We start from the raw sequence: 14130 nt of genomic DNA, 5'->3' as shown, positions 1-14130 counted from the left end.
GTCTCAGAACGTTTTGGTTGTGCGGAGGCTCGTGGCCTGGATGGTCGGCGTGCTCGTCGGAGCAGATATGCTCGTCGTGACGAGGAAGACCACGTAGGAGCCCCACGCGGCGCCCTCGTCCTTGTGGTGGGTGACCTCGACGGCGATCTCGAGAGGGCCGGGGGCGAGGAGCTCTGGCGGCAAGGGCACGGCCTCGAGCTGGTTGCTCGAAACTACCCAGCCGCGCACCGACCTTTGCGCGTGATCGCGTACGGCGACCATCGCTCCGTCGAGGGCTTCTTCGGCGTCGCGTTTGCCCTCGTTGACGAGCTGGGCATATGCCGTGAGCGCCGGAATGCCTTCGATACGCGTCGGCGGAGGGAGTCCTCGCTTCGCGCGCGCATTTTGAATCTGGCTGAAAACGACGGCGGCATCGCCGCGATGATCGTTGCTCGTGAACATATCGTACGAGGTCACGATGGCGCCGAGGCCGCCGACAGACCCCGGTGCGGGGACACCGATCGCGATCTGTCGCGCGTCGGCGGCGAGCATCGTCAAGCGACCCATCGGTGCCTCGAGCGCGTAGTCGAGCCAATCGTTGGCGTCGGTCGTCCCGGTCAGCATCGCCGTGAAGAGGTTGCCCCGTTTGATGGTTCCGTCGACGTCCCAGCCGGCGAGAAGACCGAGACCCACGAGCTCGGTCGTCTGAACATCGTTCTTCTGATAGGCGACGAAGAAGTGCGGTGCGAGCCGCTCGTTGGTCGCTGTCTGCGTCGACGCGAGCGAAACGCGGTTCAGCTTCGCCGCCACACGAGCCTGATTGATCCCGTCGAGGACCGCGCTTTGCAAATCCTGCGGTGACGTCACCGGACGCGGCGTGCGCGTCGAAGCGACGAACGACAGGGGAGCGCTTGCGTCGCGACGTGCCAGACCGAGACCCCTCGAGCGCATGAGCAGTCGACCCTCGGCGCGCGTCGCCACCGCGACCCACGCCGTCTGATCGGCCGGATGCATCTTGCAATGAAACGCGAAGAGCGGCGCGGGCGTCGTGGCGTCTGCCTCGCAGTTCGCCACGCCTTGTTGCTGATTGACCAGGCCAATCGCGTATTCGGTACCTGGCGGCACCGTTCCCTGCACCGTGAATGCGCCCGACGCGTCGACGGGAGAGACCTCCATGTTGTGACCGCTCGGCGCGAACGCCACGACGATGGAAACCCGCGTGTTGTTGCGCGCCATCCAAACCCCGACCGCGTTGCTTTTGAGCTCCGGCGGGACGCTCGCGACGCGCTGCCACTCGGCAAGCGCCTGATCGTCGGAACCGTCGGACGGCAAGGTCACCAGCTGAGTCAGCGCACCGACCCCAGGATCGGTCACGCCACAGGCCCCAACCATGAAGCGCTTGAGGCGTTCATTGGGCAACGCGCCGTGTTCGGCCTGGAAGCGAGCTAGCTCGCGCGCCACGCAACGCAGCTCCTTCGTGTACGTGAGCTTGGCGTCCGCCTTGGACGCGATCTCCGCGAACCGAGCTTCCGCCGGAGACGCCGCGTCCGACGTGTCGATGACGACGTTCCACGCGGGAGCAGACGCCACCGGCTGTACGGGGATTGGCTTGAGCGGCTCGCCTGCGAGCTTCGTCAGCGAATCACGCGAAGGAAACGGATTCGCCGCCGCCGCGCGTGCACGTTGCCGCGCACTCCGCGCATCGGACGCGGGCCCACACGCCATGAGCGTGAAAGGGACAATGCCTAGAACAGCCCACGTCGCCAAAAACCGCACCCCGGCCATGGTGCGCAGATAATCCAAGAAGACGCTGTAACGCAATAGTGGTGCAGTCAAACTTTGCTGAGTTACTCGGTGTCCGCGGGCACGCTCGGCGGTACGCCTTCGAACTCGATTCCGTACGAAGTGACGAGCCGTCGTACGCGGCGCTACCTTCGCCGGTACCGACCCTTGGTGCGATCTTCGATCGCCGTGCGGGTCTCACAATGTTTGATTGGGCGCTTCACCTCGAGGCCTCGTTGGCAACTTGCTCGACGCGAACGAATCAAGATGGAGCCCCGACCTCCACCGGCCCGCTAAGAGAGCCAGTCGACGTCACTCGGCGAGTGAGACGAATCCCACGGTGCTGAGCGGGGAAGCATCGCAGGGCCCGCGTGCGCCAGTCGCTCGGCCGAAGCCTGTTCGATCACGTGACCGATCGTCGGTCCGTCCGAACCCCCGGGGCGATAGCCAGATTCGGGCGACTATCCTCATCGTCGAATGAGCCGAGTTCGCCAGACCGGCTCTCCAGTCGATAAGTTCGTCTCGTACCTTCGCCGCGGCGACGAATACCGAGAGCTTCTTCCGCGCTGCAGCCGCTCGTCGGTGTGGACTGACCGCGTTGCCGTTCCGAAGATCGGGAAACCGGGACCCGCGGATCTCAGGTCAGATGCTTGGAGCTCGACTCGCGCGTGCGTGGTTTGCTGGCCCCAACCGCGCCGGCTTCGCTCGACCACGCGGGCGGGCTTCAGCTCGGAACGCAGCGCGCGAGCTTTTCGCAAATTCGCGAGAGCTCTTTCGTGTCGTGCGCGGCAAAGCCGAATCGAATGGCGTCGAGGCGCCCCTTCGGAAGGTACGTCGAGCCCGGCGCGATGAGGAGGCGCTCCTCCCGTGCGCGCGCAACCAGAGACTCCACGGTCCCCTGGCGGAGCGTCAGCCAAAGTGCCAATCCGCCTGCGGGCACCGTGTAGTCGAAGCACGTTTCCAGCGCGGGGGACACACTCAATCGTGCGATGAGGTGGTCGCGACGTGCTTCGTATTCGCGACGTGCTCGCCTTGCATGGCGCTGAATCGTTCCGTCTTCGAACAGCTCGGCGATGGCGCGTTCGAGGACGATGTCGCCTTGCCGCTCGAGCAGCTCTCGCGTGTTCTTCAACCTGCGAATGCAGCTGTCCGACGCGACGAGGTATCCGAGCCGCACCGACGGCGCCAGCAGCTTCGACAGCGATCCGATGTAGACGACGAGCCTCGAACCACCGGTCGCGTGGAGCGGCAGGAGAGGCTCGCCGTCGAAATGGTATTCGTAGTCGTAATCATCCTCGAGCACCGTGAAGTCGAAGCGCTCGGCGAGCTGGAGCAACTTCATGCGGCGCTCCGGCGTCATGGCGACCGACGTGGGGTACTGATGGTGAGGCGTCACGTAGACGGCCTTCAGCTTGCCCGACAGCCTCCGCGCCGTCTTCTCGAGGACATCCGTTCTCAAGCCATCACCGTCGACGGGAATGTGCACAACCTTGGCTCCCGCAAATTCGAAGGCTCGCCACGCGGGCGCGTAGCCCGGCACCTCCGCAGCGACGACGTCACCAGGTTCGAGCATCGACAAGGCGTAGAGCCCGAGCGCACCCTGCGCGCCGCGGGTGAGGAAGATGTCGTCGGTGGTCGTGGACAGCCCGCGGGCCTGGTTGACGAAGCCGGAGATGACTTCGCGGAGGCCCGGCTCTCCGGCGACGTCGCTGTAGCCGGGCGCCATACGACGCAGGGAGCGAAGCGCCCGTGCATACGCTCGCGACAGTTCAGCCAGTGGAGCGAGCCGAGCGTCGGGCAGGCCGTCGGTGATCGACACGAGCGAAGCCTCTCGACGGGACCCGCTCGTCTTGCGTGGGGAAGGTAGCTCGACGTCGGCGATGGCCGAGCGCGGCAACAACGCCGCCACGCGCGTGCCCGAGGCGGGCCGGGTCTCGAGCCACCCCTGGGCGACGAGCTCATCGACGGCCGCCACGACGACCTTACGGTTCACTCCGAGCTGGTCGGCCAGCGTTCGACTCCCCGGCAGCATCGACCCAGGAGGGAGCCTGCCGCGCTGAATTTCATGGATGAGCGCGCGGGTGAGCTGCGTCTGCTGCGACACCGTCCCATCGCGCTCGAAGGAGAAGTCGAAGCGCCACGGGCGCCGAACTGGACCCGCATCTGTTTTGCTTCTGGAGCCGTTCACGGGGCCAGTTTGCCGCTACACCATCACTCACGCAAGACGCGGGTGACCCTTGGAGGCAGCATGAGCACTTCGACGTATCCGACCGCTCACAGCGTCGACGACTTCCGACGCAACCTGACGGCGGTGCAAGAGCGCATCGTCGCGGCTTGCCTGCGCGCCTCCCGCGATCCGGCCGCGGTGCGTCTGCTGCCGGTCAGCAAGACCGTGCCCGAGGCGCGCATCCGCTTGGCCTACGCCGCCGGCTGCCGCTATCTCGGCGAGAACAAAGTGCAGGAGGCCTCACAGAAGGCCGAGGCGATGGCGGACCTCACCGATCTCCGTTGGTCGGTGATCGGCCACCTGCAGACGAACAAGGCCAAGCTCGTGGCGCGCTTCGCCAGCGAGTTTCAAGCGCTCGACAGCCTGCGCGTGGCGGAAGCCCTCGACCGGCGCCTGCAAGCCGAGGGGCGCGTACTCGACGTGCTGGTGCAGGTGAACACGTCCGGCGAGGCGAGCAAGTTCGGCCTTCCGCCAGAGGAGGTGTCCAGCTTCGTTCGCGAGTTACCGGCGTTCTCTTCGCTGAGAGTTCGTGGGTTGATGACGCTCGCCCTTCTTTCGGCCGATCCCGTCCGCGTGCGTCCCTGCTTCGTTCGGCTGCGCGAATTGCGCGAGCGATTGCGCGAAGAGGTGCCCGCCGGTATCGCGATGAACGAACTGTCGATGGGTATGTCCGGCGACTTCGAGCTCGCCGTCGAAGAAGGTGCCACCGTCGTTCGCGTCGGTCAGGCCATCTTCGGAGCGCGCGCGTTGCCGGATAGCCACTACTGGCCCGATGCCCCGTCGGCCCCTGTCTAACTCGGACGACACATTTCTCATGGGACGACGCGCACCAACGCGAAGGAGGAGCTGCCATGTCGAAGACGTTTACGCAGAGCAAGGACGAGCTGGTCGGAAAAGCAAAGAAGCAGATGGACTCGGTCTTTGGCCAGGGGGACTGGACGATTCGTCAGAAGCTGGCGCTGACTTGCCGAATTCTCTTCGATGCAGGCCACGACTCGGGGCTGGCCGGCCAGATTACGGCTCGGGGCACCGAACCCGGCACCTATTACACCCAGCAGCTGGGGCTCGGATTCGACGAGATCACTGCCTCGAACCTCCTGCTCGTCAACAGCGACCTCGAGGTGCTGGACGGCAAGGGCATGCCCAACCCAGCGAATCGTTTTCATAGCTGGGTCTACAGCGCGAGGCCGGACGTCAATTGCATCATCCATACGCATCCGATGCACATCGTCGCTCTCTCCATGCTGGAGGTCCCGTTGCAGGTCTCCCACATGGATATGTGCCCGCTCTTCGACGATTGCGCCTTCTTGAAGGAGTGGCCGGGAGTGCCGGTCGGCAACGAGGAGGGAGAGATCATCTCCAAGGCCTTGGGGTCCAAGCGTGCGCTACTGCTCGCTCATCACGGTCAATTGGTGGCCGGCGAGACGGTGGAGCAAGCGTGCGTGCTCGCCGAGCTCTTCGAAAGGGCGGCGCGCCTGCAACTGCTCGCCTCGGCGGCCGGAGAGATCAAGCCCATCCCCGCAAAGCTGGGGAAGGAAGCTCATGACTGGATCCTGCGGCCGACGCGCAGCACGATCACGTTCGGCTACTTCGCCCGTCGAGCGCTGAAGCAGCATGGAGCTGCGTTGTCCTGACTCTTCGTGTTCGTCGCCGCCGTAGCTGCTCGACAGCTTGTGCCCACAATCCCAGGGAGACAACATGATTGGTAATATCGAATTTGAATGTTCCGACAAACGTCACGACGCAGACGGAGGTGCGCGATGAGCGCGTTGCTTCGCGGCATCGTCGCCTATCCGATCACACCGTTCTTGCCGAGCGGCGGCGTCGACGAGGGGCTCCTCGGCAAGATCGTCGATGACATGGTGACGGCGGGCGTTCACGCCATCGCGCCTCTCGGAAGCACCGGAGTCCTTCCGTACCTCTCCGACGAAGAGCGAGAGCACGTTGCGGAGGTGGTCATCCAGCGCGTCGCGGGGCGGGTGCCCACGCTGGTCGGTGTGTCGAGCCTCACCACCGAGCGCACCGCTCACCACGCGAAGCACGCCGAGAAGCTTGGTGCCAGCGCGGTGATGATCATCCCGATGAGCTACTGGAAGCTGACCGAGGCCGAGATTTTCAGCCACTTCGACACGGTGGCGAAGGGCATCTCCATCCCGATCGCCGTCTACAACAACCCGGCGACAGGGGGCCTCGACCTGAGCCCCGACCTCATCGCGCGGCTCTTGAAGATCCCGAACGTCACGATGGTCAAGGAGAGCACCGGCGATGTTAACCGCATGCACCGTCTCGTGCAGCTCTGCGGCGAAGACGTGGCCTTCTACAATGGGAGCAACCCGCTCGCGTTGGCAGCCTTCGTCGCGGGAGCGCGCGGCTGGTGCACGGCGGCCGCGCACATCATTCCGAAGCTCAACATCGAACTCTATGATGCGATTCAGCGAGGGGATCTCGCGGCTGCACGTCGGAGCTTTCGCCGACAGCTTCCGCTGCTGCAGTTCATCGTCGCTCACGGTCTCCCGCGGGCCATCAGTGCGGCGCTCGAACTGCAAGGCATCACGGTCGGGCCGCTGCGGGCACCGCTGCAGGCGCTTCCCCCGGAGCGCATCGCGGAGCTTCGCCGGATTCTTGTGGGGCTCGACGTGGTTTCCTAGAAGTGCGTGACGTCGCGAATTCGAGACGTCAGAACGTAACGCGCTCCATGATCACGTACTGATAGAGCGATTCGACGGGACGGTATCCCAGTCCCTCGAACCACGCTTGGCTCTGGATCTCCGTGGGCTCCGGCCAGCCTGGCCATCCGGGGCGGCCTCGAAGGGCGACGACCCAACGCGGCTTCACGCGCTCGAACTCCTCCCGATCTTGCGCAAGCCACTCCGTGCGTCGGTAGGCGCGGCCCGGTTCGACGAGGAAGGGATCCCAGTAGAAGCGGCCACCGTAGGACAGGCCCGAGATTTGATAGATCTCCGGGTGAAAGCCACGCACGAGGACGCGGTCGCCTTGCTTGGCATGCTCCCGAAGCCAGAGGCCGACGTCTTCGCTGTCGTGGTAGTAGAAGTGCAATCCTTCGAGTCGGAAGCGACGCGTGAACGTATCGCGATCCATCGCGCCAGCGACGTGACGGACGGTGTCGAGCGTCGCCTCACCCCACTCGTACGAGAACGTCATCGGGAGCGCGTACGTCGAAGCGAGCGCCACCGGCATGATGGAGAACGCGATTCGCGAGCGCCACGCCGGCGGCATCGTCCTCCAGCGAGGAAGCGCCGGCTCGAAGTTGGCAAGCCATGGTCCGACATCCGACGCGAGGACGAGGACGAGGAGCACTTCGCCTGCGACGAGCAGGCCCCAGTGGTAGAAATAGAACTTCATCTGCGAGACGACACCGAGGGTGCCGGCCACGATGAGGGCGAGCGCGAGGAGGTAACGGTCGCGGCTTCGCGCGTCCGCCTGCACGCCAAGTCCGCCGCGCAGAATACCGATCAGTAGACCCGTGTGGAGCATCGTCGACAACGGATCGACGGCGTGGTGGGCGAGAAAGATCCGTTCGATCGTATCCAGCGTGCCCGACGCGGAGCGCATGTGAACGACGTAATAGGCATTCGCATGCACGAGGACGTCGACCATCGCGGGGAGAGCGCCCTTGGCCGCAAACCAGGCGAGGATTGCGCCGCCTGCCAGTGCCCCTCCTGCTGCGAAGGCACCTGCCGAAGCCGCCGCCAAGCGCAGCCCGTGACCTGTCTCACGACCGCGCGCACGACCGGCGAGGATCACTGCACCGAGGATGACGAGCACCATCGGACTCGCCGGAGGCTTCATGGCGAGCACCAACGCCGCGAATACGCCAGCCAGCGCCGCGCCGCGCAGCGCCGACAGGGACGAACGCAGCACCGCCCAGAGCGCGACGAGCGTGAACAGCGCGCACCAGATCTCGCATTGCGCCGAATTCCAGTAATTGAAAAAACCGAAATAAAGGATGTTGGCAGTGAAGACGCCGAGCAGGGAATACGGCTTTGGCGTGCGCTCGCCGGCGCGCGTTGCGAGACGGGCAGCGAGGAAACCGAACGGGATCATCGCGAGCCACTCCGCAAGACGGATGGGCCAGGCGTGCTCCCCGAAGAGGGCGATGAGCGCGATATGGATGCCGTAGATTCCCGGGGTCTTGTGGTCGAGTACGTCGCGGTAGAGGACTGCTCCGCTACGCAGGAACTCTCGTGCGTCGTAGTAGAGGAGCCCCTGATCCGGGCCGAACGGGTAGGCGAGCGAGCTCGCGCCGAAGAGCATCCCGGCGAGGGCCGTCACGATGGCGATGCCTCGGGCCTTCGCTCCTCCGGCATCGGCGCGCAGGCCGTCCGCAGGCCGCTTTTCGCTCCCCGTCACATCGATCGGCGAGGCCGTGCTTGCCAATTCCTCGCTGACTTTGGTCTTCATAGTCTCGGTCGTCGCACGCTAAGGGACACGGCCTGAATCAACGGCGACGAGGCGAAGGTCGCGGGGCGTGTCGATGGTTCACTTCAACATGGATGACAACGGCATGACGCCAGCGTCGACGACGTTCTGGCGGCACGTCGATATTCCCATGGCCGCGGCGCGCGATTCTTGCGCGCGCGCACAGAAAGACGAGCCGTTCCAGGGGAACGCGCGAAAGCGCCGCTTCCTGTCAACCTAATTTGGAATGCGCGCGCGACTCACGCGACTCACGCGACTCACGCGACGAACACAAACTGCTGCCATGGGCCCCTCCTGCATCGCAAGTCATGTGCCAGGCGAGGACTCTCGCATTAACCGCGGGCGAGCGACAAGCGGAGTATGACAGCGGCGTCATGTTGAGCGCCCCCGCGTGGCGGAGGCGCCCTCCTCGCTATCGGCGCGTCACGCTTTGGCAAGCCAATCGGCGCACGACACCACTTTGTGGGCGCGGCCCGGGAAGACCTTGTCCATGAAGAAGTCGTTGATCGTCGCATCGGCGTCGGCGCAGCCGTCGCGGAGAACCGTGACGCCGTAGCCCCGATCGGCGGCGTCGTAGCAGGTGGCGGCGACCATCGCGCTCGTCGCGACTCCGGCGACGGCGATGGTGTCGACCGAATGGGCACGAAGGACCATATCGAGATCCGTGCCGGCAAAAGCGCTTGCTCGGCGCTTGAGGATGAGGACGTCCTTGTCCTGCACCGGGAGGTCGATTTCGGTTCCCGGATTGCCCTCGTGGAACATGGGCCCGGCTTCGAAGAAGGCGGAGAAGAGCGCGTTGCCCGGCGGGAGATCCGCGCGGTTGGGACGGAAGGCGATGCGGACGAACACGACCAGGATGCCCGCGGCTCTTGCGCGGGGGAGGAGCTCCGTCAGCGGGGGAATGACCTCCCGCGCGAAGGGGAAGGCGCCAGTGATGCCGCGCTGGATGTCGCCGATGATGAGGGCAGTTGCCATGAACGGCACCTTAAGGTGCCCCCACCCGCGCCGCTAGTGTTGCGCGCGGGTGGGCGTCGACGATGGCGGGCTCGTGTCAGGACGCCTTCGCGCCTTCGATCATCAGGCCGGAGATGGCGCCGTACGCGTCGGTCCAGGCCTTTTCGACTTCCGCGGTCCACGCGGGGCCCGCGATTTCGGCGAGCGTCGCGAGGAGGCTCGCGCCGACCCAACCGTACATCTCAGGCGTAACGCCGTAATCGACATGCTTGCTGCCAATCGCCGTGAGGTTCTGCTTGAGCCACTCGGAGTCCTCGACGTGCTCGACGACCGCGACGATCGCGTCCTGCAGCATCTTCTGCTGGCGCTCGGGGGCGTTGCGGCTGAAGAGCGGTTGCACCTGCGGATAGCGGTCGAACAGGATTTCGTAGAAGCGTTTGGTGATCAGCGGCTCGCGTTGGGCGACCAGTTCGAGGCTCTCGCGGAGGACGGCAGCGTTCAGAGACATGTCTTCTCCAAGCAGGGAGGGGCAAGGGGCTGCGAAAACAGGCATCTTGTATGCCTCTTTTTGGGCGAGCACAATCCCGCAGCGAAAGACGCTCGATTTCCCGCGGATCCGGCAGAGTGGTAGGAAGAAAGGCAATGCGCCTCACCCAGTACACGGACTATGCGCTGCGCATCGTCCTCTACCTCGGTGCTCATCCTGACGAGACCCCGAACTCCGCGACCATCAGCAAGGCCTTCGGGATCAGCGCGCACCACACCGCGACCATCGCCAAGCGCATGGTGCAGGAGGGGATCCTCGCGGCCAAGCGCGGGCGTGGTGGCGGTCTCCGTCTGGCGCACGATCTGAAGACGCTCAAGGTCGGCGACTTCGTCGTCCGCATGGAGCGCACGATGCACCTCGCCGAGTGCTTCGACGCGAAGAAGAATCGCTGCCCCGTCACCGGCGCCTGTACTCTCAAAGGCGTGCTCGAAGGCGCCCAGGCTGCATTCATCGACTCGCTGAATCAGCACACGCTGGCCGACCTCGTTCACAACGGGCCGCAGCTCGTGCAACTCCTCAATCGTGGTGCCCGCGCACGAGGAGCGTCGTCATCGCGCACACGCGCTTTGGCAACCTGACAGTCGTTGCCTCAGGGCCACGACTTCGATGTCTTCGGCCGAGTAGAGAGGAGGGGCTCGGTTTTGCGCGAGCCCCTCGCCATCACGCGACGCGTACGACGATCTTTCCGAAGTGAGTGGCGGCCTTCATCTTGGCGAGCGCTTCGGTCGCGCGCTCGAACGGGAACACTTCGTCGACCACAGGACGGATCTTCGTCGCTTCGAGACCACGGTTCATCGCCTCGAAGGACTGAACCGAACCCACCACCACGCCTTCGAGCCGCGACGCCCGGAAGAGCACCGGCAATGGATCCACCTTGAGATCGGTTCCGGTGAGAAACCCGAGGAGGGTCACCGTGCCGGCAAAGCGCACGGCCTGGAGTGAGCGCGGTAGCGTTCCGGCGCCGCCGACTTCGAGGATGTGATCGGCGCCCTCGCCCCCGGTCAGCCGGAGCACCTCCTCGTGCCACTCGGGCGTTTCGCGGTAGTTGATGATGTCTCGCACACCGAGCTTTCGCAGCTTCTCGGCCTTGTCGTTGCTCGATGTCGTCGCGATCACGCGCAGTCCTTCGGCCAGCGCGAGCTGTGCGGCGAAGAGCGAAACGCCGCCCGTGCCGAGGACGACGATGGTCGACCCGAGCTTCGGTCGCACCGCAGCTTCGAACAGCGAAACCCATGCCGTCACCGCGGCACACGGTAAGGTCGCTGCCTCTTCGAACGAGAGGTAGTCGGGGAGCCGGACGAGCCCGGACTCGGGCAGCACGATCGACTCGGCGAGCCAGCCGTCGGTCACGCGCGCGCCGACTTGACGCTCGAAGTACTCCGGCCGCATCGGGCCGCCTTGCCACGTCGGGAAGTAAGCCCCCGCCACACGGTCTCCGATCTTCCATCGCGTGACGCCGTCGCCGAGCGCGGCAACTTCACCGGCGCCGTCCGCGAGAGGTACGAGGTCATCCTTGAGCGGACCGCCGTACACGCCGCTCGCGATCATGAGGTCGCGGTAGTTCAGCGATGCGGCGCGCACTCGGACGAGCACTTCGCCGGGGCCCGGTTTCGGATCGGGCCGCTCGACCAGTTTCCACGCCTCGATGCCCTTGCCCTGATTGCGAATCACGAATGCCTTCATCACGAGCCTCCTCGTTGGTGAGTCTCTTCGTACGGTTGTGCGTGAGTCGGCGGTAGGGCGCTCAGGCGAACGTCTCCCGTGCTATTTCGGAACGAATCGCATGGATCTCGAAGGTATCGAGTTTCTGACGGCGGCCGTCGCGGCCGGGAGCTTTGCGGCCGCCGCGCGTCGCCTCGGCGTGACGCCCTCGGCCGTGAGCCGGCGCGTGGCGCAACTCGAACGAGATCTCGGCGTGCCGCTGCTCGCCCGGACGACGCGCTCGCTCCGTCTGACGAACGACGGCCAAGCGTTTCACGAGCGATGCGTGCGGATCCTCGAGGAGCTGCGTGAAGCCCGGGATACGATCGCGCGTGCGACGAAGAAACCCGCAGGCCTGCTACGGGTCGACGCGCCGGTCGCGCTCGGTCGCGCGGTGCTCGCGCCGAAGTTGAAACGGTTTCTCGATCGCTATCCCGAAATCCGCCTCGACCTCACGCTGCGCGATCACTTCGTGGATCCGGTCGCCGAAGGGCTCGACGTGCTCGTCCGGATCGGAAGCCTCGGAGAATCGAACCTCATCGCGCGCAAACTAGGCGCGAGTCGGATCCTCCACGTCGCGACGCCGTCGTACCTCAAGCGCAACGGCACGCCAAAGAACTTGAAGGATCTCGCTCGCCACGATTGCCTCGGTTACCTGCGAGACGGCCGGCCGGCAGCCTTCAAGTTCGTCGCTGGCGACAGCACGCTTGCGACCGAGATCGAGGGCTCGTTCAATGCCAACGACGCGGAGGTCCTCAAGCAACTCGTGATCGGCGGACAGGGCATCGCCGCGCTCTTCGACTTCCTCGTCCGGGACGAGCTCGCCAGCGGACAGCTCGTTGAAGTGCTCGATCAGCACCCGGGCACGATGTGGCCGATACACGCGCTCTATCCGCGAAACCGGCACCTCTTGCCGAAGGTCGGCGTCTTTCTCGACTTCTTGACGACGCTCTGCGGACGACGCGCCTAGATCCGGGCAGCTACGACAAGGCCGCGCAGACCGTCGTGACCAGGGTGTCGATCATTCGGTGGAGCTCCGCAGAAGTCCGCGCGAATCGCTTGAAACCTTGCATCCCATAGCCGATGACCTCGGCGAGCCGGGGCGCCGTCACCTCGACGTCAGCCTTCGACACCGGCTCGGCGAGCAGCTCCACGAGCAAGTTCTCGAAGGCGGCGTTGCCCGCGCGGACCGCCGCGAACTGATCATCGAAGAGGTCCTTGGCGTCGGGATTCGCCTGCACCAGCTCGAAGCCGGCCGACGCCCACGTCCGGCAGGCATAACGCAGCCGCGACGCTAGGTCGTGGCGGTGGCTCAACCCGCGACGAATCCCCACGAGCTCGGTGGCGACCATCCCCTCGATGACGCTCTCGAAGATGCCCGCCTTGTCGGAGAAGGTTGCGTAGAGCGTCGGTCTAGAAATCTTCGCCGCCTGCGCGATGTCGGCCATCGTCGTTCGTCCGTAGCCGTAGCGCCGGAACACATCCGTTGCGGCCTCGACGACCTTTTCCCGGCGGAGCGTACTGGGCTCGGGCTTGTCGCTCATCCGCGCAGATTAACAGATTGACAGAGAATGTTAACCCGCCATACTCGCTTTACACATAGACGTTTAGTGTAAATGTGGTTGCGTCGGTAGCGGCGCCACAACGACGAGGAGAGCGCATGGCCAGCCAGAAGAAGAAGTGGTTCATCACCGGCGCCGGACGCGGCTTTGGTCGCCACTGGGCCGAAGCGGCGCTGGAGCGTGGAGACAAGGTCGCGGCCACCGTCCGGAAGCGCGCGGCGCTGGACGATCTGGTCGCGAAATACGGCGACGCGGTGCTCCCCCTAGAGCTCGACGTTACACATCGCGAGGCGGTGTTCGCCTCGATCCAGCAAGCTCACAGCCACTTCGGCGGCCTCGACGTCGTGCTCAACAACGCTGGCTACGGAGTCATGGGCGCGATCGAAGAGGTCGGGATGGACGTCATCCGGGCGAACTTCGAGACCAACGTCTTCGGTACGCTCTCGGTCATCCAGGCGGCGCTGCCGCTGCTCCGGGCGCAGCGGAGCGGGCACATCGTCCTCGTGTCGAGCGTGGCGGGCGTCGTCGCCGTGCCGACCGCGGGCATCTACGAGGGCGCCAAGTTCGCGGTGGAAGGCATCGCCGAAGCCCTTGCGGCCGAAGTCGCGAGCTTCGGGATTCACGTGACGTTGATCGAGCCGGCTGGCTATGCCACCGACTTCCTCAGCGACAAGTCCGTCGCCCGGGCTCCCTCCATGCCCGAGTACGACGATTTGCGCGCGCAGCTCGCTGCGATGCTCACGCCGGACGCGCTGGGTGATCCGGCCGCGACCTCCACCGCGATTCTGAAGCTCGTCGACGCCGAACGACCTCCGCTTCGCCTGATCCTCGGCAAGCTCTTGCCGATGGTCCGTCAGATCTACGCCGAGCGCATCAAGACGTGGGAAGAGTGGGAAGACGTCTCCATCGCCGCCCACGGAGGGACGGCTTGATTCCAA

General features: G+C 65.2%; 13 protein-coding genes. 6 read left to right on the top strand and 7 right to left on the bottom strand.

The features are described from left to right. Window positions 1-3 precede the first annotated feature (3 nt). Together AKJ09_RS49860 and pdxR are read right to left on the bottom strand one after the other, a co-directional pair. A complete protein-coding gene (locus AKJ09_RS49860) occupies window positions 4-1764 on the bottom strand; it encodes a hypothetical protein (protein WP_146654917.1) in 1761 nt (586 codons plus the stop codon). Between the two features lie 721 nt (window positions 1765-2485). After that, the gene (pdxR, locus tag AKJ09_RS49855; RefSeq protein ID WP_240488898.1) at window positions 2486-3865 is read right to left on the bottom strand and encodes a MocR-like pyridoxine biosynthesis transcription factor PdxR; all 1380 of its coding nucleotides are present in this window, start codon (window positions 3863-3865) and stop codon (window positions 2486-2488) included. Window positions 3866-4009: 144 nt separating this feature from the next. On the opposite strand from pdxR, the gene AKJ09_RS49850 reads away from it, so the two are divergent. The 3 genes from AKJ09_RS49850 (at window position 4010) to AKJ09_RS49840 (ending at window position 6636) form a co-directional block, all read left to right on the top strand. After that, window positions 4010-4783: a YggS family pyridoxal phosphate-dependent enzyme gene (locus AKJ09_RS49850; RefSeq protein WP_146654915.1), complete on the top strand. Its 774-nt coding sequence runs from the start codon at window positions 4010-4012 to the stop codon at window positions 4781-4783. A gap of 56 nt (window positions 4784-4839) precedes the next feature. Beyond that, window positions 4840-5622, top strand: coding sequence for an aldolase (locus AKJ09_RS49845; RefSeq protein WP_146654914.1), 783 nt, complete (start codon window positions 4840-4842; stop codon window positions 5620-5622). Between the two features lie 126 nt (window positions 5623-5748). Further along, window positions 5749-6636, top strand: a complete 888-nt coding sequence (locus tag AKJ09_RS49840; RefSeq protein WP_146654913.1) for a dihydrodipicolinate synthase family protein — start codon at window positions 5749-5751, stop codon at window positions 6634-6636. A 28-nt stretch (window positions 6637-6664) separates the two neighbouring features. Here AKJ09_RS49840 and AKJ09_RS49835 read toward each other — a convergent pair whose 3' ends face one another. From AKJ09_RS49835 to AKJ09_RS49825, 3 genes are all read right to left on the bottom strand, one after another. Beyond that, entirely contained in the window at window positions 6665-8410 is a 1746-nt protein-coding gene (locus AKJ09_RS49835) for an ArnT family glycosyltransferase (protein WP_146654912.1), read from the bottom strand. A gap of 441 nt (window positions 8411-8851) precedes the next feature. Next, window positions 8852-9403 (bottom strand): cysteine hydrolase family protein, encoded by a 552-nt coding sequence (locus AKJ09_RS49830; RefSeq protein ID WP_146654911.1) that lies wholly within the window; start codon window positions 9401-9403, stop codon window positions 8852-8854. Window positions 9404-9479: 76 nt separating this feature from the next. Next, window positions 9480-9890 (bottom strand): globin domain-containing protein, encoded by a 411-nt coding sequence (locus AKJ09_RS49825; protein ID WP_146654910.1) that lies wholly within the window; start codon window positions 9888-9890, stop codon window positions 9480-9482. A gap of 134 nt (window positions 9891-10024) precedes the next feature. Here AKJ09_RS49825 and AKJ09_RS49820 point away from each other — a divergent pair, with 134 nt between their 5' ends. Continuing rightward, a complete protein-coding gene (locus tag AKJ09_RS49820; RefSeq protein ID WP_169928625.1) occupies window positions 10025-10507 on the top strand; it encodes an RrF2 family transcriptional regulator in 483 nt (160 codons plus the stop codon). A gap of 82 nt (window positions 10508-10589) precedes the next feature. Here AKJ09_RS49820 and AKJ09_RS49815 read toward each other — a convergent pair whose 3' ends face one another. Beyond that, window positions 10590-11612 (bottom strand): zinc-dependent alcohol dehydrogenase family protein, encoded by a 1023-nt coding sequence (locus AKJ09_RS49815; protein WP_146654908.1) that lies wholly within the window; start codon window positions 11610-11612, stop codon window positions 10590-10592. Between the two features lie 100 nt (window positions 11613-11712). Here AKJ09_RS49815 and AKJ09_RS49810 point away from each other — a divergent pair, with 100 nt between their 5' ends. Further along, window positions 11713-12600, top strand: a complete 888-nt coding sequence (locus tag AKJ09_RS49810; RefSeq protein ID WP_146654907.1) for a LysR family transcriptional regulator — start codon at window positions 11713-11715, stop codon at window positions 12598-12600. A 10-nt stretch (window positions 12601-12610) separates the two neighbouring features. On the opposite strand, the gene AKJ09_RS49805 is transcribed toward AKJ09_RS49810, so the two are convergent. Further along, window positions 12611-13174 carry a TetR/AcrR family transcriptional regulator gene (locus AKJ09_RS49805; protein ID WP_146654906.1) on the bottom strand — a complete coding sequence of 188 codons (564 nt, stop codon included), beginning with the start codon at window positions 13172-13174 and terminating at the stop codon, window positions 12611-12613. A 116-nt stretch (window positions 13175-13290) separates the two neighbouring features. Here AKJ09_RS49805 and AKJ09_RS49800 point away from each other — a divergent pair, with 116 nt between their 5' ends. Next, on the top strand, window positions 13291-14124 hold the full coding sequence (locus AKJ09_RS49800) for an SDR family NAD(P)-dependent oxidoreductase (protein WP_146654905.1): 834 nt from the start codon (window positions 13291-13293) through the stop codon (window positions 14122-14124). Window positions 14125-14130 lie beyond the last annotated feature (6 nt).

The sequence above is a fragment of the Labilithrix luteola genome (genome assembly GCF_001263205.1).
In the GTDB taxonomy this organism is placed as follows: Bacteria; Myxococcota_A; Polyangia; order Polyangiales; family Polyangiaceae; genus Labilithrix; species Labilithrix luteola.
The sequence above is the reverse complement of the archived record's forward strand: the minus strand, read 5'-3'. Positions and strand labels throughout refer to the sequence as shown.